At 67.9% G+C, this 26,310-nt stretch carries 21 protein-coding genes; 8 read left to right on the top strand and 13 right to left on the bottom strand.

The window, feature by feature from the left end:
- Positions 1 to 140: 140 nt before the first annotated feature.
- The 3 genes from ACFTS5_RS24605 to ACFTS5_RS24595 all read right to left on the bottom strand — a co-directional run bounded on the left by ACFTS5_RS24605 (position 141) and on the right by ACFTS5_RS24595 (position 4,791).
- Complete coding sequence (locus ACFTS5_RS24605; RefSeq protein ID WP_378635046.1) at positions 141 to 1,970, bottom strand: phosphoenolpyruvate carboxykinase (GTP); 1,830 nt, start codon at positions 1,968 to 1,970, stop codon at positions 141 to 143.
- Positions 1,971 to 2,219: 249 nt separating this feature from the next.
- A complete protein-coding gene (locus ACFTS5_RS24600) occupies positions 2,220 to 3,695 on the bottom strand; it encodes a hypothetical protein (RefSeq protein WP_378635043.1) in 1,476 nt (491 codons plus the stop codon).
- A complete protein-coding gene (locus ACFTS5_RS24595; RefSeq protein WP_378635041.1) occupies positions 3,682 to 4,791 on the bottom strand; it encodes a hypothetical protein in 1,110 nt (369 codons plus the stop codon). Before ACFTS5_RS24595 ends, ACFTS5_RS24600 begins: the two co-directional genes overlap by 14 nt.
- 133 nt (positions 4,792 to 4,924) lie before the next feature.
- Here ACFTS5_RS24595 and trmB point away from each other — a divergent pair, with 133 nt between their 5' ends.
- Genes trmB through ACFTS5_RS24580 form a run of 3 tightly spaced genes read left to right on the top strand, consistent with a single transcriptional unit; the run spans position 4,925 to position 10,593 of the window.
- On the top strand, positions 4,925 to 5,728 hold the full coding sequence (trmB, locus tag ACFTS5_RS24590; RefSeq protein ID WP_378635039.1) for a tRNA (guanosine(46)-N7)-methyltransferase TrmB: 804 nt from the start codon (positions 4,925 to 4,927) through the stop codon (positions 5,726 to 5,728).
- Positions 5,725 to 6,441: an NYN domain-containing protein gene (locus tag ACFTS5_RS24585; RefSeq protein WP_082844190.1), complete on the top strand. Its 717-nt coding sequence runs from the start codon at positions 5,725 to 5,727 to the stop codon at positions 6,439 to 6,441. The genes trmB and ACFTS5_RS24585 overlap by 4 nt, the downstream gene beginning before the upstream one ends.
- On the top strand, positions 6,442 to 10,593 hold the full coding sequence (locus ACFTS5_RS24580; RefSeq protein ID WP_378635036.1) for an MMPL family transporter: 4,152 nt from the start codon (positions 6,442 to 6,444) through the stop codon (positions 10,591 to 10,593).
- Positions 10,594 to 10,651: 58 nt separating this feature from the next.
- Here the strand turns inward: ACFTS5_RS24580 and ACFTS5_RS24575 are convergent, their stop codons facing one another.
- The 5 genes from ACFTS5_RS24575 to ACFTS5_RS24555 form a co-directional block, all read right to left on the bottom strand.
- Entirely contained in the window at positions 10,652 to 12,373 is a 1,722-nt protein-coding gene (locus ACFTS5_RS24575) for a DUF2339 domain-containing protein (RefSeq protein ID WP_378635033.1), read from the bottom strand.
- A 570-nt stretch (positions 12,374 to 12,943) separates the two neighbouring features.
- Positions 12,944 to 13,615: a DUF1707 domain-containing protein gene (locus ACFTS5_RS24570; RefSeq protein WP_378635030.1), complete on the bottom strand. Its 672-nt coding sequence runs from the start codon at positions 13,613 to 13,615 to the stop codon at positions 12,944 to 12,946.
- A gap of 62 nt (positions 13,616 to 13,677) precedes the next feature.
- On the bottom strand, positions 13,678 to 14,328 hold the full coding sequence (locus ACFTS5_RS24565; protein ID WP_378635028.1) for a response regulator: 651 nt from the start codon (positions 14,326 to 14,328) through the stop codon (positions 13,678 to 13,680).
- A gap of 16 nt (positions 14,329 to 14,344) precedes the next feature.
- The gene (gene macS, locus ACFTS5_RS24560; protein WP_378635025.1) at positions 14,345 to 15,523 is read right to left on the bottom strand and encodes a MacS family sensor histidine kinase; all 1,179 of its coding nucleotides are present in this window, start codon (positions 15,521 to 15,523) and stop codon (positions 14,345 to 14,347) included.
- Positions 15,504 to 16,745, bottom strand: coding sequence for an AI-2E family transporter (locus ACFTS5_RS24555; protein ID WP_378635021.1), 1,242 nt, complete (start codon positions 16,743 to 16,745; stop codon positions 15,504 to 15,506). Before ACFTS5_RS24555 ends, macS begins: the two co-directional genes overlap by 20 nt.
- 521 nt (positions 16,746 to 17,266) lie before the next feature.
- On the opposite strand from ACFTS5_RS24555, the gene ACFTS5_RS24550 reads away from it, so the two are divergent.
- Both ACFTS5_RS24550 and ACFTS5_RS24545 read left to right on the top strand, forming a co-directional pair.
- Complete coding sequence (locus ACFTS5_RS24550) at positions 17,267 to 18,787, top strand: adenylate/guanylate cyclase domain-containing protein (RefSeq protein WP_378635281.1); 1,521 nt, start codon at positions 17,267 to 17,269, stop codon at positions 18,785 to 18,787.
- Positions 18,788 to 18,791: 4 nt separating this feature from the next.
- A complete protein-coding gene (locus tag ACFTS5_RS24545; protein ID WP_378635018.1) occupies positions 18,792 to 19,925 on the top strand; it encodes a YbhN family protein in 1,134 nt (377 codons plus the stop codon).
- A gap of 43 nt (positions 19,926 to 19,968) precedes the next feature.
- On the opposite strand, the gene ACFTS5_RS24540 is transcribed toward ACFTS5_RS24545, so the two are convergent.
- Both ACFTS5_RS24540 and ACFTS5_RS24535 read right to left on the bottom strand, forming a co-directional pair.
- Entirely contained in the window at positions 19,969 to 20,325 is a 357-nt protein-coding gene (locus tag ACFTS5_RS24540) for a DUF3054 domain-containing protein (RefSeq protein ID WP_378635016.1), read from the bottom strand.
- Between the two features lie 72 nt (positions 20,326 to 20,397).
- A complete protein-coding gene (locus ACFTS5_RS24535) occupies positions 20,398 to 22,077 on the bottom strand; it encodes an NTF2-like N-terminal transpeptidase domain-containing protein (protein WP_378635013.1) in 1,680 nt (559 codons plus the stop codon).
- A 396-nt stretch (positions 22,078 to 22,473) separates the two neighbouring features.
- Here ACFTS5_RS24535 and ACFTS5_RS24530 point away from each other — a divergent pair, with 396 nt between their 5' ends.
- Together ACFTS5_RS24530 and aroQ are read left to right on the top strand one after the other, a co-directional pair.
- Positions 22,474 to 23,034, top strand: coding sequence for a hypothetical protein (locus tag ACFTS5_RS24530; RefSeq protein ID WP_378635010.1), 561 nt, complete (start codon positions 22,474 to 22,476; stop codon positions 23,032 to 23,034).
- A 15-nt stretch (positions 23,035 to 23,049) separates the two neighbouring features.
- Entirely contained in the window at positions 23,050 to 23,499 is a 450-nt protein-coding gene (gene aroQ / locus ACFTS5_RS24525; protein WP_378635007.1) for a type II 3-dehydroquinate dehydratase, read from the top strand.
- On the opposite strand, the gene ACFTS5_RS24520 is transcribed toward aroQ, so the two are convergent.
- The 3 genes from ACFTS5_RS24520 to ACFTS5_RS24510 all read right to left on the bottom strand — a co-directional run bounded on the left by ACFTS5_RS24520 (position 23,496) and on the right by ACFTS5_RS24510 (position 25,789).
- Complete coding sequence (locus tag ACFTS5_RS24520; protein WP_378635005.1) at positions 23,496 to 23,942, bottom strand: nitroreductase/quinone reductase family protein; 447 nt, start codon at positions 23,940 to 23,942, stop codon at positions 23,496 to 23,498. The two genes, aroQ and ACFTS5_RS24520, sit on opposite strands and share 4 nt — an antisense overlap.
- A gap of 123 nt (positions 23,943 to 24,065) precedes the next feature.
- The gene (locus tag ACFTS5_RS24515; RefSeq protein ID WP_378635002.1) at positions 24,066 to 24,908 is read right to left on the bottom strand and encodes an NAD(P)-dependent oxidoreductase; all 843 of its coding nucleotides are present in this window, start codon (positions 24,906 to 24,908) and stop codon (positions 24,066 to 24,068) included.
- Positions 24,908 to 25,789, bottom strand: coding sequence for an NAD(P)-dependent oxidoreductase (locus tag ACFTS5_RS24510; RefSeq protein WP_378634999.1), 882 nt, complete (start codon positions 25,787 to 25,789; stop codon positions 24,908 to 24,910). The genes ACFTS5_RS24515 and ACFTS5_RS24510 overlap by 1 nt, the downstream gene beginning before the upstream one ends.
- Before the next feature lie 176 nt (positions 25,790 to 25,965).
- Between ACFTS5_RS24510 and ACFTS5_RS24505 the strand changes: the two genes are divergently transcribed.
- Positions 25,966 to 26,310: a winged helix-turn-helix transcriptional regulator gene (locus ACFTS5_RS24505; RefSeq protein WP_378635278.1), complete on the top strand. Its 345-nt coding sequence runs from the start codon at positions 25,966 to 25,968 to the stop codon at positions 26,308 to 26,310.

The raw sequence follows: 26,310 nt of genomic DNA, 5'->3' as shown, positions 1-26,310 counted from the left end.
CAGTTGCGCTGACACCACCAGCGACGCTCTGATCACAGACAGATGTACCCATAAAGAGTTCGCGGGAATCGTCGGACGAACTGTGGACAAGCAAAACCGCCCGTACCGAAACGGTACGGGCGGTTTTTGTGTTCGGGGGATCAGCCCAGGCGCTCCTTGAGTGCCTCGAACTCGTCACGCACGCCCGAAGGCAGCTTGTCGCCGACGAACTCGAACCATTCCTCGATCGACGGGATCTCCTTGCGCCACTCGTCGGCGTTCACCGCGAGTGCCTCGTCGACATCGGCGGCGACCACGTCGAGGCCGTCCAGGTCGAGATCGGCGGCGGAGGGCACGTTGCCGACCGCGGTGGCCGTGGCGCCCGAGCGGCCCTCGATACGGCCGACGATCCACTCCAGCACGCGGGAGTTCTCACCGAATCCGGGCCACAGGAAGCGGCCGTCGTCGCCACGACGGAACCAGTTCACGTAGAAGATCTTCGGCAGCTTGTTCGCGTCGGCGTTCTTGCCGAGGTCGATCCAGTGGTTGAGGTAGTCGCCCACGTGGTAGCCGAGGAACGGCAGCATCGCCATCGGGTCGCGACGGACGGTGCCGACCTTGCCCTCGGCGGCGGCGGTCTGCTCCGAGCCCATGGTGGCGCCCATGAACACGCCGTGCTCCCAGCCGAACGACTCGGTCACCAGCGGAACGGTGGTCTTGCGGCGACCGCCGAACAGGATGGCCGAGATCGGCACGCCCTGCGGGTCGTCCCACTCCGGCGCGAGGGTCGGGCACTGCGACATCGGGGTGCAGTAGCGCGAGTTCGGGTGCGCGGCGTGGCCCTCCGACTCGGGGGTCCAGTCGTTGCCCTTCCAGTCGATCAGGTGCTGCGGGTCGCCTTCGAGACCCTCCCACCACACATCGTTGTCGTCGGTCTGGGCGACGTTGGTGTACACGGTGTTGCCCGCGTCGATGGTGGCCATCGCGTTGGGGTTGGAGCTGTGGTTGGTGCCCGGCGCGACGCCGAAGAAGCCGAACTCCGGGTTCACCGCGTAGAGCTGACCGTCCTTGCCGAAACGCATCCAGGCGATGTCGTCGCCCAGGGTCTCCGCGCGCCAGCCGGGGATGGTCGGCTGGATCATCGCGAGGTTGGTCTTGCCACAGGCGCTCGGGAACGCGGCGGCGACGTAGTAGTTCTTGTTCTCGGGCGAGATCAGCTTGAGGATCAGCATGTGCTCGGCCAGCCAGCCCTCGTCGTGGGCCATCGCCGAGGCGATGCGCAGCGAGTAGCACTTCTTGCCCAGCAGCGCGTTGCCGCCGTAGCCCGAACCGAAGGACCAGATCTCACGGTCCTCGGGGAAGTGGGTGATGTACTTGGTGTCGCTGCACGGCCACGGCACGTCGGCCTGGCCCTCGGCCAGCGGCGCGCCCACGGAGTGCAGCGCCTTCACGAACGGCTTGTCGGCGCCCAGCTTGTCGAGCGCGGCCTGGCCCATGCGGGTCATCACGCGCATCGAGACGACCACGTACTCGGAGTCGGTGATCTCCACGCCCAGCTTGGGGTCCTCGGCGCCGAGCGGGCCCATGCAGAACGGCACCACGTACATGGTGCGGCCCTTCATCGAGCCGCGGTACAGCTCGGTCATGGTGGCGCGCATCTCGGCGGGGTCGACCCAGTTGTTGGTCGGACCGGCGTCGGCCTCGGTGGCGGAACAGATGTAGGTGCGCGATTCGACACGGGCCACATCGGAAGGATCGGACAGCGCGAGGAAGGAGTTGGGCTTCTTCTTCTCGTCGAGCTGCTTGAAGGTGCCTGCCTCGACCAGCTGAGTGGTCAGGCGATCCCATTCCGCGTCGGAGCCGTCGGCCCAGACCACGCGATCGGGCTGAGTGAGCTCTGCGACTTCCTGTACCCAGGCGAGCAGTTCACTGTGCTCGGTCGGCGCCGTGCCGTCGGATCCACGAAGACCAGGAATGGTCGCTGAGGTCATGAAAACTCTCCTGAGATGGGCGGTTGTTCGATCCATCGATCGCCACCATGGGCGGGTAAGGCGTCCGCAGTGACCAACCGTCGCACAACCCCGATAGACGGCTAGGAAGGCCGTACACGGACGGTGGCCGCGCATCGACTGGCAAGAGCGGACGCCCAGGTTCCTGCCTCAAGGTTAACGCGATATGACGACCGATATGGCATCGGGCTCCCTAACAGGTACCCACAGGTGTATCGGTCAATCCCACGCTCACAGTCGATCGAGCGTGGCGATGTCACGCTCACAGGCCGTCAGCTGTGCGGGACGCTCGGCGACGAGCCTGCGCGCGAGCGCGTCGAGCTCGGTGACACGCCGATCCACGGCCACGGCCCGCGCGGTCGATTCCCGCACCACATGCTCGGCCAGTTCGGCCTCGATGTCCACGAGCACTCCCGCGACACGCTGTTCGAGCTGGGCTTTGACGTTCACCAATGCCTCGGAGACCCACTGGGCCATGTGGTTGCGTTCGGCGAGCTGGCCGCGGGCGCGCACGACCCAGTAGGCCGCGCCCGCGCCGAGCAGCAGCGTCACCGGAACGCTCGCCACGTCGAGTGTCGGGACCAGCGACAGTGGCGCGACGATCAATCGGCCGAGGCCGACGCCGGCCGACGCGCCGAGGGCGATCATGAGGTGATCTTCGACACCTCGGTGTCTCTTACCGGGATCCGGACCGACTCGCGGCGCCGGATCGCGGCGCCGGGTGGTCGGCGCGGCGGTACCGATCCGGCGCGCCGCTTCACTGACCCGTGCGTCGATGACGGCGTCGACCGAGACCGACAGTTCACCGGCCGCCTGCTGCACACGCTGTGGGTAGGCGCGCAGTTCGGCGCGGTCGCAGCGGTCGAGTTCGGCGCGCGACCGCGTGTGTAGCGCACGCACCATCGCGCCGAGCTCGGTGGTCAGGTCGACGCGAGCGAGCTGCACCTGGCTGCGCACGGCGGCGAGGCCGGTCTGGCGGCCACCGTCGCGCTCGGCGACCAGTCCGATGCGTTCCTCCCTGATCCGTGCGGTGTCCGTGCCGGAGCGCAGTGCGGTGATCTGTTCGTCGATTCTCGCCCTGGTGTCGGCGAGTACCCGGGTGCGGACGACGGTGCGGCGCTGGGCACCGTCGGCCGGTCCCTTCGCGGTGGCCGCGGCCAGGGTGGCGTGCAGTCCGGCCACGCCGGAGCGATCGAGCAGGGCCGAATCGTCGGTGGCGCGGGCGGCGGCGGCCAGCCGGGCCGAGACGGCGACGATGTCGAGGTCGGTGATGCCACGCGCGGCGAGCAGTTCCAGGTTGCGGTCGCGGGTCGCGCGCCAGTCCTGATAGGCGTGAAAGCCGTTCATGGCGAGCAGGATTCGCTGATCGGCGGCGCGCAGCCGGTCGATCAGGGCGAACATGTCGGCGCCGAGGACACTGCCCGCGTCGAAGAGGATGAGCGCCGCGGCCGGGTCGTTGCCCACGGTCGGATCGGCCAGGTCGATATGGGGTTCGAAGCGGGCGAGTTCGGTGCGCAGCAGGGTGGTGTTGGCGTCGTCGGGGGCGTAGAAGTCGACGCTGCTGCCCTCCCCCGCGGCGGCCATCGCCCGGAGCAGGGCGCCACCCTGTGGATTCCACCGGTCGATCACCGCGTCCACCGCCTCGGGCAGGGCACCGGGGTCGTCGACGGCCGAGCGTTGGCCGGGCGGGACCTCAGAGGCCTGCACTGGACATCCGCTCCCAGGCTCTGACATAGCCGTTGTGAACGCGCAGCGCGGCTCGTCTGGCAGCGGGGGGCATGTCGCTGGACACGACGGCACGCCAGCGGGTGGCGCGGGCGAGCGCCTCGTCGGCGTCGCCGGGCGCGGGTGACGGGTAGCCCGCGGCCAGGTGGGAGACCTGCGGACAGGCCAATCCGGCGCACAGACCGGCCCAGAGCGCCTCGTCTCCGGTGAGATACTGCTCGATCAGTTCTCGCGCGCGGCCACCGTCGCCGGGGACCGCGCGGGCGGCCAGGCGGGTCAGCTCGTCGAGCAGTTCGCCGCCGCGCACTGCTTCCACCTGCTCGTACCGGCGGTGGACCAGCTTGTGCAGCGGATCGATCCCGCTCGCGGAGTGCAGGATCTGGATGATCGCCGACGCGGGCAGATCGGGATCGGCGCGCAGGGCCGACAGCGCGCAGTCCACGCCGTAGAGATCCCAGTTGGCGATCAGCCGTCTGCGCGCTTCCTGGTCGGAGCCGACGCCGATGAACAGATCGGCGGCGAGCACCGACGGCACATCGGGGCCGACCGCGAGCCTGCGCAGATCGCTCAGATCCTCGGCGCTCACCGCTCCCGACCTGGTCCTGGCGGCGACCGAGGCGACGATCGGCACGATCGGCAGGCCGAGTTCCTGCGCGTGCCGCTGCGCCGCGGCCACGGCCTCGCCCCAGCGCGCGCCCACCGCGTCGGCCTTGTTGAGCACCACCACGCCGCGACCCTGCGGCACGGTCGCGAGCAGGCGGTAGTCGGCGGCCTGCGGCGCGCCGGCCAGCACGTAGATGACCAGATCGCCGTCGAGGACCGGGTCGGGCAGCTCGGGCTGATCGACCGGCGCGGTCTCCTGCGCCGACAACAAGGCCAGCGCGGCCATCACGGTGGTCCGCCCGCTCAGCGCACGCCCGGTGATCTGGATGTGCAGCGGACGACGACGGCGCGCAGCCGCCGCGGCGAGCTGTTCGGCGATCCCCGGATCACCCCCGCGACCTGCACCTAGAACCGCGATCAGCGCGTCGAGCTGGTCCGCGGGTCGTGTCTGTGCGAATTCAGTGGCTGTCGGCATTGCGCGCACCCCCTTTTCGCAGGGCATTGTGTCAGATCCGCGCCGAGCCGGGGCGGGGCGAACCTTCTGCCGACCTGGGCGGATCAGCGGTCCCCCGAACTCGCCTGCGACGCAGCTGCGCGCATGCTGGACAATGGACGACGTGAACGACGCCGCCAACCACGCCGAGCCGACCAGCCACAAGCTGTCGGAGATGCCGAACGACGCGGGCAGGCGCTCGCTCACCGGCTCCCGGCTGTACCCGCGCGTCACGAGCTTCCGCTCGCGGCGAGGCGCGCTGACGCCGAATCAGCAGACCTCATGGGACCGCACCTGGCCGGTGATCGGGCGCGATGTGTCCAATGATCCGGTCGAAGCCGACGCCTGGTTCGGGCGCGAGGCGCCGCTGGTGATCGAGATCGGTACCGGCACCGGCACGGCGACAGCGGCCATGGCGAAGGCCGAACCACACCTGAATCTCATCGGCATCGAGGTGTATCAGCCCGGGCTTGCCCAGCTGGTCCAGCAGATCGAGCGCGAGGAGATCGAGAACATCCGGTTGCTGCGCGGCGACGCCGTGGACGTCCTGGAGAACATGGTTGCCCCGGAGTCGCTGATCGGTGTTCGGGTGTTCTTCCCCGACCCGTGGCCGAAGGCCCGCCACCACAAGCGCAGGCTGCTCCAGGCGCCGACCTTCGCCCTGATCGCCAGCAGACTCAAGCCCGGCGGCGTGCTGCACGTGGCCACCGACCACGCGGATTACGCCGAACATATTCTCGAAGTAGGCTCCAAGGAACCGCTGTTCACCGGCCTGAACGACACCACCGGCGGCGACAGCGCCGCCAACCGCACTACCGCGCCGATCGGTTTCGAACGGCCCGTCACCAAGTTCGAAGGCAAAGGCCTGCGTGCCGGTAGCGCCATCAACGAGTTCATATGGGGGAAGATCGACAGATGAGCGTGAGTGAGATCGCCCCCGAGATGCCGGTGCCCGCCCAGGCAGGCTCCGGTTCCGAGGCGTTGAGCGGTTCCGATGTTCGACGCGTCCTGCTGGTCTGGGACGCGCCGAACCTCGACATGGGGCTCGGCGCCATCCTCGGTGGACGTCCCACCGCCGCTTATCGCCCCCGCTTCGACGCCCTCGGCCGCTGGTTGCTGGCCCGCACCGCCGAGATCTCGGTCGCCTCCAAGGGTCGCATCGAGGCCGAGGCCACCGTCTTCACCAATATCGCGCCCGGCACCGCCGACGTGGTCCGCCCGTGGGTGGAAGCGCTGCGCAATGTCGGTTTCGCGGTGTTCGCCAAGCCCAAGATCGACGAAGACTCCGATGTCGACGCCGACATGCTCGCGCACATCGCGACCCGGCAACGCGACGGTGGTCTAGCCGGCATCATGGTCGCCTCGGCCGACGGCCAAGCCTTCCGTGAACCGCTGGAAGCCATCGCGGCCAAGGGAATCCCAGCTCAGGTGCTCGGATTCCGTGAGCACGCGAGTTGGGCGGTCACTTCGGATACCCTCGGGTTCGTCGACCTCGAGGACATCCCCGGCGTGTTCCGCGAACCGCTACCGCGGGTGAGTCTCGAGTCGCTGCCCGACGAGGGCGCTTGGCTGCAGCCGTTCCGGCCGCTGTCTGCGCTACTCACTTCTCGCCCTGGTCAAGGAGTCGCTTAAGTGTTCACCCGCTGGGGCGATCTGGTCTACCGTTTCCGCTTCGCCGTCATCGTTGTCGTCGGTGCGGCGATGTTGGCGCTGGGCGCCTACGGCATGGGGCTCGGCCCTCGACTGAGCCAGAGTGGCTGGTTCGATCCTGGCTCGGAGTCGGTGCAGGGCGCGCAGATCGCCGACGGGTCATACGGGCGCGACCACTTGGCGGACGTGATCGTCATGTACAACGCTCCTGAGGGCAAGACGATCGATGATCCGGAGTTCTCGAAGAAGGTTGTCGACAGCCTGGCCGGGGTCGTCGCCAAGTATCCCGATCAGATCGCCAAGATCAACGCCACCTATTGGAAGGTGGGCGACGCGCAGGCCGTGCCCTCTGCGTTCGGGTCCAAGGACAAGAAGCACGCGTTCGCGTCGATCGCCATCGCCGGTGACAACGACACCACCATGATGGCCAATTACCGCACCGTGGCGGACGTCTTCTACATCCCCGGCGTTGACGTGGAGGTCTCGGGCCTGCAGGCCATCGCGGTCACGCTCAACGACACCATCACGCACGACTCCAAGCGGATGGAAGTGCTGGCCATTCCCGCGGTGGCGATCCTGCTGTTCTTCATCTTCGGCGGCATCGTCGCGGCCGCCCTGCCACTGATCATCGGTGGTCTGACCATCCTCGGCGCAACCGGCCTCGTCATGGTGCTGACCAACTTCACCGAGGTCAACTCCTTTGTCACCGGTGTCGTCTCGATGATCGGTCTCGGTCTCGCGATCGACTACGGCCTGTTCATCGTCAGCCGTTTCCGTGAAGAAATAGCCGAGGGCTACAGCACGCGCGCCGCCGTTCGGCGATCGGTGATGACCGCTGGGCGAACAGTCGTGTTCTCCGCGACGATGATCATCGCCAGCCTCGGCGGCATCCTGATCTTCCCGCAGGGCTTCCTGCGGTCCGTCGCCTACGGCACCATCGCCACCGTCTCCCTCGCGGCACTGACGGCGGTGACGATCCTGCCCGCGATGCTGGCCGTGCTCGGCCCGCGCGTCGACATGCTCGGTCTCAAGCGCTTCCGCAAGACCAAGACCGCCGAGCAGGTCGAGAACGGCTTCTGGGGCAACATGACCCGCTGGGTCATGCGGCATCCACTCAAGATCGCCATCCCGATCACGATCGGCCTGCTCCTGCTGATCATCCCGGTCAAGGATCTGTCGTTCGGCGGTATCAACGAGAAGTACCTCCCGCCGGACAATCCGACCCGGTCCGCACTCGAGCACTTCTACGAAGTCTTCCCGCAGAAGAAGACCGACCCGATCCAGCTGGTCTTCGTCTCGGACAACACCAACGCGATCGGCAAGGTCTGGAAGGAAGCCAACCAAGCGCCCGGGCTGGTCGGCCCCTTCGAGGTGCCGACAAAGTCGCCGACCAACCCCGAGGTGTTCCGCACCTCGGCGACCCTGCTCGATCCCACCAACAACGCCGAGCCGACGATCGACTACCTGCGCTCGATCTCGGTACCCGACGGCGTCACGATGTATGTCACCGGTCAGCCCGCACTGATGGCCGACAGTATCGATACGCTGCTGAACCTGATGCCGTGGATGATCTTGCTCGTCTTGGTCACCACCACGATCCTGATGTTCTTGACGTTCGGTTCGCTGGTACTGCCGATCAAGGCCGCGTTGATGAGCGCGCTCGGTCTCGGTGCGACTCTCGGCATCCTCACGTGGATCTTCGTCGACGGCAACGGCGCCACCCTTCTGAACTTCACCCCACAGCCGATCAGCGCGCCGGTCTTGATGTTGATCATCGCGATCATCTACGGCTTGTCGACCGACTACGAGGTCTTCCTGCTCTCCCGCATGGTGGAGGCACGCGCCCAAGGCGCGTCGACCACCGAAGCCGTACGGATCGGCACCGCCCAAACCGGCAGGATCATCACCGCCGCCGCCCTGATTCTGCTGGTGGTGACCGGCGCGTTCGCGTTCTCCGACATGGTGATGATGCAGTACATCGCCTACGGCATGATCGCGGCGCTGTTCATCGACGCCACCATCCTGCGCATGCTGCTCGTCCCGGCGATCATGAAGCTGCTCGGCGACGACTGCTGGTGGGCGCCGAAGTGGATGAAGCGCATCCAGGAGAAGATCGGCCTCGGCGAACCCATCCTCGACGACGAGCGCCCGGAACACGGTGGCGTGGTCGACCTGGTGAAGACCACCCCGATCACCGACCCGCCGACCATGCAGATGACGGCGGTCCCCGACTCCAAGCTGGCTCGCACCCCACGCAGGCCGCGCACGGTCGCCGAGATCGAGGCCGAGGCCCCGACTCAGCGCATCGACAAGATCACCGACACCGACGAACCCGCCCGTTCGCGCCAGCCGATGTCGCCCGATCCGACGCGTCCTCGCGCCTCGATGTTGTCCTCGGGTGAGCCGACCCGGGAGTTGCCCGTGGTCAAGCCGGGTACGCCGGCGAAAGCCGCTCCGGAGGACACGGCGAAGCAGGAGGACTCCGGTCCCGACCTGCCGAAGTACGTTTCCGGCGAGCCGACCCAGGTACTGCCGATCGTGAAGCCGGATGCTCCGAAACCCGTTCAGGGACCTGATGATTCGACCCCGGATACCACCGAGGACGAAGACCGTGGCTATTCGGGGCCGAGCTTCGGCACACCCCCCATCCCCCTCGCCGATCTCGGCGATCCGCGAACCGGCCCCGGCGGCGCCGCTCGCTCGACCAACGGGCGCGGACGCACGAACGGCACCGCCGAAACCCCCACCGGCCCGTCGATCTCGCGGCCCGGACCGGTCGACAACGGGTCCGGTCTCGATCTGCCCGGCATCGTCACCGGGGTTGCGCCGCGTGGCTCCGAACGCGTACAGCCGCCTTCGGGCTACAACACCTCCGGCGTGATCGGCGAGACTCCGCCGGTTCCCCGGGTGTCGACCCCCGACGAGACCGGCGACAGCGCCGGATTCGGCACCCCCCCTGCCGATTCCCCGCCGCGACCCAGCATTGTGCCCCCGGCCAGGCCGAACACGGCGACACCGCCGCCGCGTGGGATCGTCCCGCCGCAGGCGCCGAGGATCGTGAACACGCCCCCGAACGCGACGCCCCCCGCGCCGCCGAGCGAGACTCCGTCGAGCGGAACTTTCAACGGGTTCAGCCCGGTGACCGCGTCGAACCTCAGGCCGGTCACGCCCGACTCCCCCGCGCCCGATCCGGTCGTTGCGGCCCCTCCGGCGGAGCCGAGCCGTCCGTCAGAGCAGAGTCATCCGTTCGAACAGAGCCGTCCTTTCGAGCCGAGCCGTCCGACCGAGCAGAACCGTCCGTTCGAGCCGAGCCGTCCGACCGAGCAGGCCGATCTCCCTGTGCGCGAGACGGATTCGCGCCCGCACGAAGTCGATACCGCGAGCCCTGACTTCACAGCGGCGCCCGGCGCGCATCGCGCCGAGTCTCACCAGGGCAGTCCGGCTCGCGCGGAAACGGAACCCGAGTCGCCGATCCCGCCGCAGGGCGTCTTCGGCACCGCGGTACCCGTGGAACCGCAGCCGAGCGCCCCGTGGAACAACGGCATGACCGGCCCCGGCACACCACGCGGTTTCACCTCGTCCGACCAGGACAGCGGACCTCGCTTCTCACCGGTCACCCCGTCCTCGGCCGACGAGGCGAACCGTGATCGTCCTGTCGTCGATTCCTCCGGCGACCGGCCGACTTCGGCTCGACCGGCAGACGTGGTGCGTCCGCAGATCGCGCCGCCCGGATTCACCGAGGTCCGACCCGAGACCGCGCCTTCACCCCGGCAGCCGGATTCGGCAACCGGCGAAACATCGGCCGCCAGTGGGGAACCGGACGGCGAGGCACCGGCGACCGACCAGATCGGTGGCCCCGGTCAGTGGCAGGCGCCTTCCGGTTTCACCGCTGTTCCGACGCCGGCCGCATCGCCTGCGGAGCCTTCCGACGATGCGTCCCCGGATACCCCCGCCGCCGAAACCGATGCCACCGCAGCGGAATCCCCCGCCGATACGCGCAACGAGATCGAGAACTGGATGGCTCAGCTGCGCTCGTCGCGCCGCGGTACGGCCGCGGACGAGGGTCGCCACCACGGCAACGAGGGCCGGACGGTGAGCGTGAACGAACTGCTGCGCCGACGCGAGGACGACTGACGTTCGCAGTGCTGACACACGACCGGCGGGGCTTTCGAGCCCCGCCGGTTCGTTGTTTCTAGGAGGCCTGGCGCGATGGTGCTGCCTCGGCGAAGGCACGCGCGTAACGGGTTCCGGTGAGCAGCAACAGTATTCCGACCGCCAGGAACGCGGTGACGCGGACCAGGCCGGACAGTGTCGCCAGATCGAACAGGAACAGTTTCGCCAGTGCGGCCGCGGCGACCAGCAGGCCGGACACCAGGCAGACTTTCGCCACGGCGGGTGAACTGGCGAGACGACGCAAACCGAAGAACAGTGCGCCGGTGGCCACCACCATCCACACGATGGTCGCGAGGCTGTGCCCGACGATGAAACCATCGGCACCGCCGAGAGATACGCCGAGCGACACCGCGGCGACCAGCACGTAGTACAGCCCCGCGATACTCACCGCGATCCACACCCCGGTGACGAGCCCCGGATCGTCGCACCGCGGCAACCGTGGCACGGTCCACGCCACCATCGCCGCCACACCCAACCCGACCATGGCCGCCACTGCCGTCGCGACATCGAGTTCCCGCTCCGCGAGCCCTTGCAGCGCAAGCGTTTCCGGCGTAGCTGTCGCCAGCATCACCAGCCCACCGAGTACCGCGAACGCGATACCGAGCCCGGCGGCCACCCGGGTGCGACTGACGGCGGCCACCGCGAGAAACCCCAGACCGGCCGCGAACAGCGTGGTCGGTAGCAGTCGAGGGTGACCGCTCGTCGCCGCCACGCAGGTCTGCGACAGAGCTACGGCACCGGTCAGTCCCGCCACCAGTGCCGTGTGCCGCGCGATCCGCCACACTGCGACAGGCCGAACATCCCCTGCATCGGGAGCATTCGCGGAGCGGGGAGTCGTCGCGGCGGGTCCTACTCCCGTCAGACGCGGAATCACCGCGGTGGCCGCGAGGCCGAGCAGGACAGCGGCCAGAGCCGCAGTGATCGAGGCGCTCGCCATTCGGTCGAACAGTACGGCGACCGCGAGCACCGGAAGTGCGGTCAGCGCGATCGTGATGCTCGCGGTGATGTCATCGGGCCTGCGCCGCACCGCGAGCAGCGCGCCGACCAGACCGACCACCGCACAGGCGATCGCGGCAACCAGCAGACCCTGCCGCTGCTCGGCCGCAGTGCCGGAGATCGCCCGTTCGATCCCGCTGAACGCCGCCATCCCCAGCACGGCGAGCACCACCGGCAAGGTGCGCGCCACGTGCAGCACCGGCCAAGCTCTGCGCATCTGCACCGGAACGCCTGCCGCCTGCAAGACCACCAGGAACCCGAGCAACATCAGCTCGGTGGTCAACGCCGGAGACAACACCGCGGCGCCCACCACCACTCCCACGGCCAACGGCTGCGACTGCCACCGCACCGCGACTCCCACCCCGATCAACGCCACCGCCAGCGCCGCCGCGAGCCCGACCTCACCCGGAACCCATCGGTAGTACCCGGTCATCGCGACAACATCGAGATACAACCCAGCGATACCGGTGGCCACCAACGCGATTCCACCGACACGCCCACCGGGCCGCCCGAAAACGCGCCACCCGAGCCCGACCAGCACCACCGAAAGACCGGCCCCGGCACCGACTCTCGCCACCGGACCGAAGAATCCGGCCTGCGCGGCCAGCACCAGCAGCATCAGCACGCCGACCAAGGTCACCCCGACCCCGGCCACCGCCAGCACCCGCGAAATCACCCCTTCCCGCTGCCACCACGGCACCCGAGGCTCGCGCGCCGGACCCCGCATCGGCATCGGCATCGGCATCGGCGCGAAGGGTCGACCAGCCGGATGAGTTCCCTGCCCCCATCCGGACCCGACCTGACGCCCCTGCCCCGCGCCCACGGGCACAGCCGTTCCCGGCGCCGGCGCGTAGGTCGCTGTGTGCCGACCACCCGCCCACCCCGCCTGGCCGAAGGGAGCGCCTCGAGGTGGACCGCCGTGAACAGGCCCGAAGCCCGCGACAGTCGGCGGGCCCGCAACGGGCACAGCCCCCGCAGCAGGCGACCCCGCAACAGATGCAGGCCCCGCAACAGGCCCAGGCCCCACAGCAGCCGCACACGACGTCGGGGGCACCACCTCGCCCTCGCGCAGCGCTTCTTCAGCCCGCAACTGCGCGGAAAGCACGTCCAGATCGCCCCCCAGCTGACCCATCCGGGCGCCCAGCGCGGTGAACTCCCCCGAGAGCCGCGCTACGAGCGCGGGATCAATAGCGGTACTCATCTCCCCATCGTCGGCGCCCGACACCCGCCGAACATGAGTAGAAACCCCCGTCAGCCCCCGGTTCCTACCCGAATCAGCCCGGGTAGCCCTCGATGTCTCCCCGACTACCCGGGGTCATGACCCCAGAAACCGTCGCCACTGCACCATCAACGGATACTTCGCCGTCACCGACCCGAACCGGATACGCCCGTGCACGACAAGGTGCAGAGGTCCGATCGGCGGCCCCGTACGCACCTTGTTGTTGGCCGAGGACCCCACCAGATCGAGACCGTTGAGGTCGACGGTGGCCGCCGCGGGGACGAGCAATGTGAGGCTCGTGCAGTAGTCGTCGACCTGGATCTCCACGATCTGCGTCTGCATCACCGCCTCGGTGAAGTCCAAGGTCACACCCGACATCAGGTTGTTGAGATGCAGCACCGGCGGCACCTGCCACGGCCCGCGTCGATGCACCCCCGACAAACGGCTGCGGATCGCGCTCGGATTCGACCCACCGGCCGGAACCGGGATGTGTCGTGGGCGCGGCATAGCGGCGGGCTGCGGTGTGCCCGCCACCCGCATACCGGGCAGGTCGACCAGCACGGCGTTGAGTTCACCGCGGGTCTTGGCGGCCAGCGCGGTGTCCATCCGCTCGGTGAACTCCCCGAGCGACAACATGCCGAGCCCGACGGCACGCTGCAGCAGCTGACCGACATGCTCACGTTCGGCATCGGAAACACGCAGCTCACGGTCGCCGACGGGGCCGACCGTCGCGGCGCCGGGTACGAAGAGGGATTCAGGACCGCCCATGTCATCGAGGGTAGCCAGCCACCCCCGCCGAGCACATCAGGGCAAACCCCTAATCACTGTGGCTACTCGAGCCCCTGCTCGATCGCGTAGCGGGTGAGCTCGACCCGATTCGCGAGCTGCAACTTGCGCAACGTCGCCTGCACGTGGTTCTCCACGGTCCGGTGCGAGAGATTCAATCGAGTAGCGATCTGCTTGGCCGACAACCCTTTGGCCACCATCCGCAGAACCTCCGTCTCCCGCTCGGTCAACGACGGCCGATGCGGCTGATCGGCGGCCGCCGGTGCGGTCGCCATCCGCCGATACTCGCCGAGCACCAACCCGGCCAGCCCGGGCGTGAACACCGGCTGACCAGCGGCAGTGGCCTTGACAGCGTCGATCAGCTCGGCGGCGGACGCGCTCTTCACCAGATATCCGCTGGCCCCGGCCTTGATCGCGTCGAGCACATCGTCGCGCTCGGCCGAGGCCGACAGCACCAGCACCCGGCTGTGCGGCGACACCCGCAGCACTTCGGCGGTCGCCGCGGCCCCGTTCCCGTCGGTGAGCTGCATATCCATCAACACCACGTCCGGCTGCACAGCCGCGGCCCGACGGGAGGCCGTGCCGACGCCGTCCGCGGTGGCCAGTACCTCGAAACCGGCTTCGGCGAGATCGCGAGAAACACCCTCACGCCACATCGGATGGTCGTCGACCACCATGACCGTAATCACCGCCATCGCCCAGCTCCTCTTCTCAGCGCGCCGGATGGCGCGGAATCCGGAATTCCCACTCGGTACCGAGGTCCGCACCCTCGGTCAACAACTCGGCCGTACCGCCCAGTGCCTCGATCCGGCCGACGATCGAGCGCGAAACCCCCATCCGCCCTTCGGCTTCGGCCGCCTCCAGCCGTCCTGTCGCGATGCCGACGCCGTCGTCACGCACGCTCACCACCAACCCGTCACCGGTGTCCTCCAGCAGCACATAGGCTTTCGCGTCGGCGCCCGCGTGCAACGAGACATTCGACAGCGCGGTGTTCACCGCCGCCGCGATCTCCTGGGCGACTATCCGTCCTACGAGCACCGGATCGCCCGGCGTGGCCACCGATACCTTCGGCGTGGCGTGCGCGGTCAGCAGAGGCCGCAGATCCACTTCGCCCGACTCCGGATCGGGCAGCTCCGCCTGCTCGGACAGCAGCACCCGCAACGCCACCTCCTGCTCCCCGGCCCGCTGCGCGAGTTCCTGTGCGGGCCCGCCTATCTCGCTGCCACGGCGTTTGATGAACGCCAGCACCTGCAACACCCCGTCGTGCACCTCGCGAGCCAAGCGCTCCCGCTCCTGCGCCGCCGCCGTGATCCGCAAGGCCCGTTCGAGCTGCCCCTGCGCCCGGCGAGCGGTATTGGCGGCCAACCCGAGCGCCAACCCGACCGAGACGAGTACCGGTGCGGTCGCGTCGCCCCAGACGTCCTGTCCCCACTGACCCCGTACGGTCACCACGACCGCCGACATGGCGAGTCCCGCGACAACACCCGCGACAGGTCCGCGCAGAATGGCCATCGAGATCACCGAGTTCGCGATCCACAACGTCGTCGGCAGGGTCTGATGTCCGTGGTACCAATCGTAGTCCGCGACAAGCCGAGTCGAGGCGATCAGCGCGATCGTCACCACCTGATCGCCGAACACCACCCAGCCGCGGATCTTCCCGGTCGCCTCGGGGAAGTACCACTGCGACAACAGCAGCGCCGAACTGCCCGACCAGATCGCCATCACCGCGATCAGCATCCAGCTCAGTCGCGGATGCTCGTAATACGACACCGACGCGATCTGCTGACCGATCGCGTACAGCAGCGTGACCAGCCGAAACGCCTGCGCCGCCCGCCACAGCGGCGCGGTCGCGGCGTCGGCCGAGCTCAGCTCAGCTGTGTGAGTCCGCATCGCCGGACTCGGCTTCTTCCATGCGCAGCCGCTTCGCCACGTCGAAGCGGCCCGGCGGCTCCGGTTTGTCCGGCTCGGCGCTGAACCGTTTTCGCTCCTCGGTGGCGACCAATTCGCCGAAGGCCTCCTCCGGACTGTCGGCGAGCAGATAGCGAATCGCCGTGTTGCCCACCGCGATCAACGGCACGGCGAGCAGTGCCCCCGCGATCCCGCCGACCACCAAGCCGGCGGTGATGGCCAGCACCACGGCCAGCGGATGGATGCTCACGGCCCGCCCGAGCAACAGCGGTTGCAGCACATGGCCTTCCAGCTGCATCACCGCGATGATGATGCCGAGCACGATCAGCGCGGTCACCAGCCCCTTGGTGACCAGGGCGATGAACACGGCGACGAACCCGGCGAAGAACGCGCCGATGATCGGGATGAACGCGCTGATGAACACCAGCGAGGCCAGCGGCAAAGCCAGCGGCACATGCAGAATCGCCAGCCCGGCTCCTATACCGATCGCGTCGACGGCGGCCACCGCGACGGTGGCACGCACGAACCCGACCAGCGTTCCGAAGCCCAGCTCACCGGCGGTGCGGACCTTTTCGCGGTGCGCGGTGGGGATGATCCGGGTGACGAAGTTCCAGATCTGATCTCCGCCGTAGAGGAAGAAGATGAGAATGAACAGGATCAGGAAGGCGCCGGTGAGAATGTGGCCGATGGCGGTGGCGGTGGTCAGCGCGCCGCTGGTCAGGCTCTCGCGGTTGTCCTGAATGGTGCGCACGATGGTGTCGCCCGCGCTGCGGATCTGCTGATCGCTCAGATGCGGCGGACCGTTGATCAACCAGTCCTGCACCTTGTGCACGCTGTTGGTGACCTCGTTGGACAGCCCCGGCACACCGTCGACGAACTGTTCGACGACGAAGGTCAGCACCCCCGCCAGCAGACCGATCGACCCCAGCAGCGCGACGAACACGCCGAGCGAGCGCGGAATCCCCACCCGCTGCATCCAATCGACCATCGGCGCGAGCAGCGCGGCGGCGAGCAGCGCGATGGCCAGCGGGATCACCACCGTGGCGAACTTCTGCACGAGCATTCCGACCGCGAGCAACGCGCCGAAGATGATCAGCAGCCGCCAACTCCACGCGGCGGCTTTGCGGACCAGGGGATGAACTGCCTCGGCGTCCGAGCGCCACGGCGTTGACGCGGTCCCGGAATCTACCTTCTGGTCGGTCACTCGAGAGAGCCTATCGGTCCGAACGCCGGATCGGTGCTCGTGCCGGTGCCTCGGGAAGAGGTTCTGACCACAGTCCCGCTACGGGTGAACGCCCGGTCGACGGAACCGGGCGTTCGCCTGCCTATCGACAGAACCGCATGTCAGTGTCCGGCCAAGCCGGGCACGGTGTAGCTCGGCGGCGTGCCTTCCGGCGGGCCGACAGCCTCGGGGGAGGCGCCGCTGGGCTTGGCACTACCGCTGTTCAGTGCCGGGAAGATACTCTCGGCCGAGCCGCTGGTCGTGGTGCCATCGGCAGCGGAATCGAGGCCACCATTCGGCGAATTATGTTGTCAGTCAGTATCTTTCATACATAGCCAGAATGAATTACTGCGGAATGGCGACGGGATTTCCTCGGTTTCCACCCGGTAATGGGCGAATGTCGGTGCGATAATGCCCACCCTGTCGCCTGTCCTGATCACCTGGCTAGGTGGTCAGATAGATTGGCAGACGTGTCGGCGCCCCTGGAAGCGGTCAAACAGACCATGCGAACGCGCTGGCCGCTGTATCTGACGTCTGTGCTGCTGGCGAACGCCTTCGGCGCGGTGCTGGTGTGGGCCTTCATCCAATACGGCCTGCCGGTTCCGGAGGGCGATCCGGGTGGGGTGCGCCAGACCGGTCTGCTCGCGCCGCTGCTCGTTTTCGGGGTGGCCGCCGTGCTGAGCATCTTCGCCGCGGCCCTCATGCTGCGGCCGGTGATGCGCTGGCAGATGCGCGGCGGGCCACCGAGCAGACGCGAGCAGATGGCGGCCCTGCACGTGCCGCTGCGGCAGTCGATCGTGCACCTGGTGCTGTGGATCATCGGCGGCGGGATCCTGGCCGCGCTGATCATCACCGAATCGCCCGAGCTGGCGGGTGCGGTGATCGTCACCGAGTGCATGGCCGCCACCATCGTGTTCGGCTTCACCTACATGCTCGGCGAACGCATCCTGCGCCCGGTCGCCGCGGAGGCGCTGACCGAGGGCACCTTCGACCACACGCTGACCCCCGGCGTCGGCACCCGGATGGCGATGACCTGGGGCATGGGCACCTTCGCGCCCACCATCGCGATCGTGCTGCTGTGCGTCACCCAGATCTCCTCGGACGTGAAGTTCTCGGCGAAGTCGCTCGCGATCTCGATCCTGCTGCTGTGTGGCGTGGTGATCCTCCAGGCGCTGGCGCTGTCGATGCTGACCGGTTCCTCGATCTCCGACCCGGTGCGGCAGTTGTCCCAAGCCATCAACAGGGTGCAGGCCGGCTCGCGTGACGTGCAGGTGGAGGTCTACGACGGCAGCGAGATCGGGCTGTTGCAGGTCGGCTTCAACCGGATGATGGACGAGGCGGCCAAGCGCCGCAAGCTGCAGGAACTGTTCGGTCAGCACGTCGGCGAGGATGTGGCGCAGCGGGCACTGGACTACGGCACCGAACTCGGTGGTGAGACCCGATTCGTCGCGGTGCTGTTCGTGGACATGGTCGGTTCCACCGCCGCCGCGGCCGAACGCCCGCCGACCGAGGTGGTGAGCCTGCTCAACGAGTTCTTCCGGGTGGTGGTCGACGTAATCGACAGCCACCACGGTTTCGTCAACAAGTTCGTCGGCGACGCGGCGCTCGCCATCTTCGGCGCCCCGCTGGATCGCCCCGACGCACCGAGCGCCGCCCTCGCCGCGGCCCGCGACTTGCGCGAGGCCCTGCGCGAGGTGACCAGCCTCGACATCGGCATCGGCGTCTCGGCGGGCCTGGCGGTGGCCGGAAACATCGGCGCCGCAAATCGTTTCGAATACACCGTGATCGGCGACCCCGTCAACGAGGCGTCGCGGCTCACCGAATTGGCCAAAGATCATCCCGGCCGCGTTCTCGCTTCGGGCAGCGCGCTCTACTTCGCCGACGAAAGCGAGCAAGAACATTGGATAACCGGAGACGAGGTCCAATTGCGCGGCAGACGCAGAAAAACCCGCCTGGCCTGGCCGAAGTCCGCGATCGCCGCGCCGCGCGGGGACGAGGAAGAACAGATGCGTTCGTTAGGCTGAGACCGTGACGGCCGACGGCGACCTAGCAGGCGCACCGGCCGAGCGCCGCCGCCGCTTTCGGTGGGTCAAGTGGGTGCTCGGCGCGGTGATCCTCGCGCTGCTCGTCGGCGAAGGCGTGTATCTGTGGCCCCGCCTGCACGAATCCTGGCGCACGCTCACCGAGATCCACTGGGGCTGGCTGTTCCTGTGCATCGTGTTGCAGGCGATGTCGATGAGCGGTTTCGGGCGGGTGCAGAAACAACTGCTGCACGCCGGTGGGGTGGACGTCAGCCAGGGGAAATCGGTATCGGTGGTCTACGGCGCGACCGCGATGTCGCTGACGCTGCCCGCCGGACAGGTCTTCTCCACCGCGTTCACCTACCGCCAGACCCGGCGCTGGGGCGCGAGCCCGATCGTCGCCTCCTGGCAGCTGGTCTTCTCCGGCGTGGTCGCCGCCGCGGGGCTGGCGCTGCTCGGGATCGCCGGCGCCGCGCTGGTCGGACAGGGGATCGGCTTCAAATTCGTCGTCTCGCTGGTGGTCCTCGCCCTGGTCCTGTTCGCCGGCAACTATCTCGCCCGCCATCCCGGCACGCTCGAGGCCATGCTGCGGCGGGTACTCGCGCTGGTCAATCGGCTGCGGAAGAAGCCCGCCGATCACGGCATCGCCAAGCTGGCCGAGATCCGGGCGCAACTCGAGTCGGTCGATCTGGGGAAGAAGGACGCGGCGCTCGTCGGGGTGTGGGCGCTGGTGCACCGGTTCGCCGACGTGGCGTGTCTGGGCACCGCCTGTTACGCGATCGGCGCCGATCCCAAGTTGTCCGGGCTGCTCATCGCCTTCGCGGCGGGCAAGGCGGTGGGGTCGATTCCGTTCGCGCCGGGCGGCATCGTCTATGTGGACGCGACGCTGATCTACAGTCTCACCGCGGCCGCGGGACTGCCCGCCGCACAGGCCGTCGCGGCCGCGTTCGTGTACCGGCTGGTCAGCTTCATCCTGGTCGCCGTGGTCGGCTGGATCGTCTTCGCGTTCCTGTTCCGCACACCACAGGCCGACGACGAAGAGTACGAGCAAGAGTTCTATTCCGCCTCCCCGCGTATTCAAGCCAGACGTAGGCGCGGGGAATCCGGGGACGCGGCCGGCGGAACGATGGAGTCGGGTTAGCCCGTCCCCGATGAGTTACCCATGTGCCGATTATCGAACGGTGTCACCGCAGCGCGCGTATCGCGGCGCGCCACCCCAAGAGAAACAGCGCGAGGACGCAGGCCGCGACAATCATGAAACTGAACGCGACGCCCTGGCCGCTGATGGCGCGCAACACCATCCCGCCGACGAGGGTGCTCGCCCAGATCAGGATTCCGGTGGGCCACAACGCCGTTGCGTCGAACCGCGTGTTCCGTGCGAGGTAGACCGCAAGGACCCAGCCGAGGATCAGTCCTGACCCGAAGGGCCACACCGTTTTCAGCAGACCGGCGATGACGGCTTCGTCGTGACTGCGCCTCCCGATCGCGCAGAAGACGATCACCAATAGAGCATCGATACCGAACGGCGCGTATCTCTTCACGGACGTAGCGTAACCGGTCAAGATCGACTTCGAGACCGGGTTCATAGCCACTGAGCAGTGATAACCCTCGCTCTACGGCTCCGGCGTCGCCAGCGATTTCAGCAGCACGGCCGCGAGTCGTGAAGTGGCGTCGCCACTGTCGACATCGGCGATGTGCACCGCGAAGACCAGGTCGCCCATCGTCGCCAGCAGCCAACCGTCGGCGCCGCCCGTCGCGGCGAAGGCGGTGATATCGCGGAATCCGCGCAGCGCAGCGGTTTCGGGCTTGCCGATGCCCTCGTTCATCATTCCGCGCAGCCGGTCGACCGCGGGCTGGGGCAGCGTGGGAACCGGGGTATCGGTGGTACCCGGCTTGCCCGCCTCGATCATCGGCGGCACCACCGACCCACGCGCAATGGCCGCCGCGGCGATCGCCATCCCGAAGGGGCTCACCTGCACCGCGTCGGCGCCCGCGCCCTGACGCACCTGCTCGGTGCTGCGGCCGGGCGTGCTGATCCGCCCGGTCACCTCGTCGAGCCCGGCCACCTTGAAGTCGACGCCGACGCCGAGCGCGGTGGCCGCCTCGGCCGCCTCCTGCACGGTGACGTCCTGCGGCGGCTTGTTCTTGGTCGCCGCGGCCACGGTGCGGAACAGCTCCATCGTGCCGCCCGCCGGGAACAGTCCGGTGAAGGCGATCGGCCCCTTCTCCGTCGCGTACGAGTTCTGCGCCACCGCGACAACCGCGCCGGTCGAGGGCTGAATGGCCACGACCGTCGCCGCGGTCCCCGCGCTCACCACGGCGTCTTCGGCGGCGCGCTGGAGTCGCTGATCCATCGTCGCGGCGATATCCGGCCCGGCCGGTCCCTGGTATCCGGCCACCTGGCTGACGAACCTGCCGTCGGCCTCGAAGATCTGCACACCCCAGCCCGCGGTGGCCTCGAGGCTGTCCTGCCATACCTCGCGCAGCGCGTCGAGCATCGGCGAACGGGTGCGCCGGTCGGCCGAGATCAGTTTGGGCTGCTTCTCCATCACCACACCCGGCACCTTGGCCATCCGTGGTTCCAGGATCGCGAAATCCCCGTCGCGCAGGTTCACCGCGACGATCGGCTTGCCCTGCGAGCCTGCCAGTTGCTGCATCAGCGACGGCCCGGTGATCAGGGGCGCGACCGGCTCGATGGCGTCGGCGAGCGCGTTGGTGGTGCCGACGAGGTCGCCGGTACGGCTCGGGTCGATCTTGATGACGTTGAGCGTCTGCTCGGTCATCAGCGTTTCGCCGGGCAGGTCGACAACCTTGGGCGGCGGCTTCGCGGTGGTACGCACGAGCTTGACGGTGCGGTTGTTCGTCAGCTGCGGCATGACCACCGCGGGCTCCCAGGAGATCCGCCAGCCGATGGCGAGCTTGCGAACGGTGCCCTGCAGTGTGTAGGTCCAGTCCTTCTTCTCGCCGAAGTTCCAGGCCACTTCCATGCTGAAGATCGCGGACTGCTTGTCGAGGTCGATGACCTGCGACGCCTCGTAGTCGACAGTGCCCGATTGCAGGCCCTCGAACATTTGCTTCATGGTTGCCGAAGCGGCGGCGGGGTACGAGGTCAGGTCGGCGGCTTTGCCGTAGTCCTGATCGTCGAGGTACTCGGTGAACCGCTGGACCACCGTCTCCGACTCGCTCGTCTTCCCACCCACTCCGCACGAGCACAGCGCGATGGCGAGGGTCGCAACCCCCGCGATCGCCATTGCGCCCCGGACGCGAAAGCGGCGGGATCCCCACACATCCATATCGCCCACTCTTCACTCTTGCCACTCCGGTAACAAATCCACCGTACCGGAAGTTGACCCGTCTCCAATGCCCCGGTCAGCCGGGATACTCCCCGACCTCGACACCTCGATTGTGCCGGAAATCTCGCCCTGATGAGGGTCCGTTTTCCAACCTCGCCCAGTAAGCGGCAACAACTGCTGCGTCAACCGTACCGACAGCCGCGCCAGGTGGTGCGGATCTCGCATTTGTCCGGCGATTCAACGCGAGGGTACCCAGGCCGTCTCCGTCCACACGCACGGCATCGCCTTTACCGAGTCGATACGCACCGGTTCACGCAGAGCGGAATTCACCGCGCTGATATCGGCGTAATCTTGTAATCAACGCAACGTGCGCAAGACAGATAGCAGGTGATTTCCATGCGGAACGATCGACGCGAGCGCGGATTCGGCCGACCCGGCGGTTGGCAGCAAGCCGACCTTCCCGATCCCGCCGACGCCCCCGACTGGTTCGCCGGACGATTGCCCGCCGACTGGTTCACCGGGCCGGTGGACATCGAGATCGACCGCGACGAGATCGTCGTGGTCGGCGAACTGCCCGTCCCCGGCGACGCGAGCACCCCGGCGGCCACGAAAGAAGGCGCGCTGGCCCGCTTCCGCGAGTCGACCCGCCCGGCCCGCATGCAGATCGCCGACGAGGCCCAGCGGCGTTACGGCCGCAGTGTCGCCTGGGGCGTGCGAGTAGACGGCGAACGGATCCTGTTCACCCACTTGGCGGTCCCCGTGATGACCCGTCTGCGTCAGCCCGAACGCCAGGTCCTCGACACCCTGATCGACGCGGGCGTCGCCCGCTCCCGCGCCGACGCCCTGGCCTGGACGGTCAAACTCGCGGGCAAACACGCCGAAACCTGGCTGGCCGAACTCCGCGAAGCCATGCGCAAGGTCGACGACCTGCGCTCGGAGGGCCCCACCGGCTTGTGACTTACAGTGGCCTGCATGGGAGATTCCGTGCAGGCCACCGGTCCGATCCTCGTCATCAACGGACCGAACCTGAACATGCTGGGCACCCGTCAGCCCGAGATCTACGGCGCCGACACCCTCGACGATGTCGTCGCGCTGTGCGAGCAGACCGCCGCCCGATTCGAACGCAAGGTCATCGCGTTCCAGTCCAATCACGAAGGCGCGCTGATCGACCGGATCCACCAGGCCCGCGGCGAGGTGTCGGCCATCGTCATCAACCCCGGCGGCCTCACCCATACGTCGGTGGCGCTGCGCGACGCCCTGGTGATCCCGGAGGTGCCGATCGTCGAGGTGCACATCAGCAATGTGCACGCGCGCGAGGAGTTCCGGCACCATTCGTTCGTCTCCCCGATCGCGACCGCGGTCATCGCCGGCCTCGGCATCCAGGGCTATGCCGCCGCGATCGAATACCTGAGCAAGCCCTAGCTGAGGCGGAAGACGGGGAAACCCGGTGCGATAGCGATCAATTCGGCATCGGTCGCGTCTTTGGTGAGACCCTCGAAGAACTTGCCGACCTCCCAGCCCCACTTCTCCAGGTACAGCCGGAGCAGCGGCACCTTGTCGGCGTCGGCGACCTCGGTGGCGGTGAACCGTTCGGTCTTACGGCCGAGGCGTAGTTCGCCGTCGCCCGCCACGCGCAGATTGCGCACCCATTGGACGTGCCCACGCGGCGCGACCAGGTAGCGCTCGCCGTCGGCGGCCGTCATCACGTTGACCATGGTGGTGCGCCATTCCCCGCTCTTGCGGCCGCGCACCGCCAGCAGCCGCGACCCCATGATGCTGATTCCCAGCTTGGGCAGCAGGTTGGCGATCTTGTTGACGATCGGGTCGATGCCGGTCGGGGGGAGGTGGCGGGTCGCGTTGTCCATGTTGATCACTCCTAAACTGTGAGCACTGCTCTCTGTTGAGTACAAGCATGCGCGATCCGCGCGCCGAAGTCAAGAGCAGTGCTCACAGTTTTCGAAAAGTCCGATTTCAGCGAATCGAGAGTTTCATCCGCGAAATACCTGGAACGTCGATTCGGGCGTACCGGCAGCTCGCTCCCAATACGACGAAACCGATTCGGCCAGAACGGTGTCCACGCCGACCTCGGCACCGGTCGCCACCACATGTCGCGCGCCGGCCGCCATCATTCGCAGGTACGCCGGATCGGGCGGACCCCCGTCCTCGGCGATTCCCGCCCAAGCGGCGTACAGCTCGCCGACACTGCCCAGTGACCGCTGGGCGTAGGGCATGAACCGGGCTATCGCGGAACCGGACCGGTCGATGATCGCCAGCGCCTGCTCGTAGCCGAGCAGCAGAGGCAGGAACAGGGCGAGCATCGCCTGGTAGAAGACCTGGGCCGCGCCGTCATCGGCACCCAGATATTCCATGGACGCCAAGGGCCGCAACAACTCTCGTTGTGCTTCGAATACCGCCGGTCGGCCGCTGTAGAAGATGTATGCCGCAGGCCCGGCCAGCTCGTGCGGCTGAGCCATCACCCCACCGGCGAGAAATTCGCCACCGCGAGCCCGGACGAACGCCGCCCCCTGCCGAGTTCGCTGCGGCGAATCCGAGGACAGGTTGACCACAACCTTGCCGGTCAGATCGGCGCCGCCGAGAATCTCGTCCATCGCGTCGTAGTGGGTCAGGCTGAGCACGATGAGCTCCGCCGCCGCCACCGCGTCGGCGACCGTCTCGGCGCGATGGGCACCCAGACCGTCGGCCTTGCCGGGGGTGCGGTTCCAGACCGTCACCGTGAAACCCGCGGCGCGGTAGGTGCGCACGATCTGCTGCCCCATCGGGCCGAGGCCGATGACGGTGACCGCCTCGGCCGCTCGGCCGGAAGCCGACATCAGGACGCCTCGCCGCGGAACAACGCGTACGGCGAGATCTGCCTGCCTGTCGCCTCGGACGCGGTGACGGCCTTGCGCCAGAACGACTGGGCGAGGTGGGACAGGCTCGCGTCGACGCCTGCCTCTTCGCTGGCGTCGATGATGTGCTGGGCGCCCGCGTCCATCATCTTCAGGTGCGAGAGCTCCGCGAAGCCGCCCGCCTTGTTCGCCTCGGCGAACTGTTCGATGAAGAACGGGTAGGCGCCGGCGGAGCGGACGGCGAACGGTACGAACTGGTCGATGCTGTGGCCGGAGTTCGCGATCATCGCCGACGCCTGGTCGAACGCCAGCAACCACGGGTGGAAGGTGATCAGCAGGGCCTGGTAGAAGATCTGGGCCAAGCCGTCGTCGGCACCCAGGTATTCCTGCGGGCTGAGCGGGCGCAGCAGCTCGGCGTGCGCGTCGAAGACCGCCTTCGGGCCGCTGTAGAAGATGTAGGACGAGGGATGGACGATGTTGTCGCCCGCCGACATCACGCCGCCGGAGAGGAATTCGGCGCCCCGCTCACGAACCCACCGCGCGCCCGCTCGCGCCTTGTCCGGTGAATCGGAGGACAGGTTGGCGATCACCTTGCCGGGCAGGTGGTCGATCGCCTGACCGAGCACGTCGTACATGGCGTCGTAATGGGTGAGGCTGAGCACGGAGACCTCGTTGGCATCGAGCGCCTCGGCGACGGTGCCTGCGCGCTTGGCACCCAGCGCCACCATGGCATCGACCTTGGCGGTGCTGCGATTCCACACCGTCACCTCGACGCCTGCCTCGAGGAAAGCCCTGACCATGGCCTGGCCCATCGGGCCGAGGCCGAGAACGGAAACGGAACGGGGAGCGGTCTGCTCGGACATGGTGTGGCCCTTCGATTCTCGATACTGGTTGGTTCGGCGCCGCTTTCCATGGTGGTCGGCGCGAGTATCGTCGGGAAGACCGAACGTTCGGGTGTGGTTGCTTACCCAGAGGTTCGAAATACGGTCAGAAGGGTGTGGCGACGTTGAGCAGTGACGCAGATCACGATGTGTGCGGTATGAGCCTGGCCATCGACGTCGTCGGCGGTAAATGGAAGCTGCACCTGATGTGGGTGCTCGGCGCCGGGCCGCAGCGATTCGGTCAGATCCGGCGGCTGCTCGAGGGTGTGAGCGAGAAGGTGCTCGCCGAGAACCTGCGGCACCTGGAGAGCACCGGCGTGGTGCACCGCGAGATCTATCCCGAGATCCCGCCGCGGGTGGAGTACTCGCTCACCCCGCTGGGCGAAGCCCTTCGCCTCGCGCTGGAACCGCTCGAGACCTGGGGCGATGAGAATCGCGAGGCGCTGGCCACCGCTACCCGGCCGACTGCCCCGCAGCCCTCGCCCTCCCGGATCGCGCTGTAA

The sequence above is a fragment of the Nocardia sp. NPDC056952 genome (assembly GCF_042674185.1).
Taxonomy (GTDB): domain Bacteria; phylum Actinomycetota; class Actinomycetes; order Mycobacteriales; family Mycobacteriaceae; genus Nocardia.
This window is presented reverse-complemented; position numbering and strand designations above follow the sequence as displayed.

What these genes read in the sequence shown, in the direction of transcription:
- ACFTS5_RS24605 (WP_378635046.1), bottom strand. Translation starts at nt 1,970, where the DNA reads ATGACCTCAGCGACCATTCCTGGTCTTCGTGGATCCGACGGCACGGCG.
- macS (WP_378635025.1), bottom strand. Translation starts at nt 15,523, where the DNA reads ATGCGGACTCACACAGCTGAGCTGAGCTCGGCCGACGCCGCGACCGCG.
- ACFTS5_RS24550 (WP_378635281.1), top strand. Translation starts at nt 17,267, where the DNA reads ATGCGAACGCGCTGGCCGCTGTATCTGACGTCTGTGCTGCTGGCGAAC.
- trmB (WP_378635039.1), top strand. Translation starts at nt 4,925, where the DNA reads ATGGACGACGTGAACGACGCCGCCAACCACGCCGAGCCGACCAGCCAC.
- ACFTS5_RS24505 (WP_378635278.1), top strand. Translation starts at nt 25,966, where the DNA reads ATGAGCCTGGCCATCGACGTCGTCGGCGGTAAATGGAAGCTGCACCTG.
- ACFTS5_RS24570 (WP_378635030.1), bottom strand. Translation starts at nt 13,615, where the DNA reads ATGGGCGGTCCTGAATCCCTCTTCGTACCCGGCGCCGCGACGGTCGGC.
- ACFTS5_RS24530 (WP_378635010.1), top strand. Translation starts at nt 22,474, where the DNA reads ATGCGGAACGATCGACGCGAGCGCGGATTCGGCCGACCCGGCGGTTGG.
- ACFTS5_RS24515 (WP_378635002.1), bottom strand. Translation starts at nt 24,908, where the DNA reads ATGTCGGCTTCCGGCCGAGCGGCCGAGGCGGTCACCGTCATCGGCCTC.
- ACFTS5_RS24565 (WP_378635028.1), bottom strand. Translation starts at nt 14,328, where the DNA reads ATGGCGGTGATTACGGTCATGGTGGTCGACGACCATCCGATGTGGCGT.
- aroQ (WP_378635007.1), top strand. Translation starts at nt 23,050, where the DNA reads ATGGGAGATTCCGTGCAGGCCACCGGTCCGATCCTCGTCATCAACGGA.
- ACFTS5_RS24575 (WP_378635033.1), bottom strand. Translation starts at nt 12,373, where the DNA reads ATGCCGATGCCGATGCCGATGCGGGGTCCGGCGCGCGAGCCTCGGGTG.
- ACFTS5_RS24510 (WP_378634999.1), bottom strand. Translation starts at nt 25,789, where the DNA reads ATGTCCGAGCAGACCGCTCCCCGTTCCGTTTCCGTTCTCGGCCTCGGC.
- ACFTS5_RS24520 (WP_378635005.1), bottom strand. Translation starts at nt 23,942, where the DNA reads ATGGACAACGCGACCCGCCACCTCCCCCCGACCGGCATCGACCCGATC.
- ACFTS5_RS24595 (WP_378635041.1), bottom strand. Translation starts at nt 4,791, where the DNA reads ATGCCGACAGCCACTGAATTCGCACAGACACGACCCGCGGACCAGCTC.
- ACFTS5_RS24585 (WP_082844190.1), top strand. Translation starts at nt 5,725, where the DNA reads ATGAGCGTGAGTGAGATCGCCCCCGAGATGCCGGTGCCCGCCCAGGCA.
- ACFTS5_RS24535 (WP_378635013.1), bottom strand. Translation starts at nt 22,077, where the DNA reads ATGGATGTGTGGGGATCCCGCCGCTTTCGCGTCCGGGGCGCAATGGCG.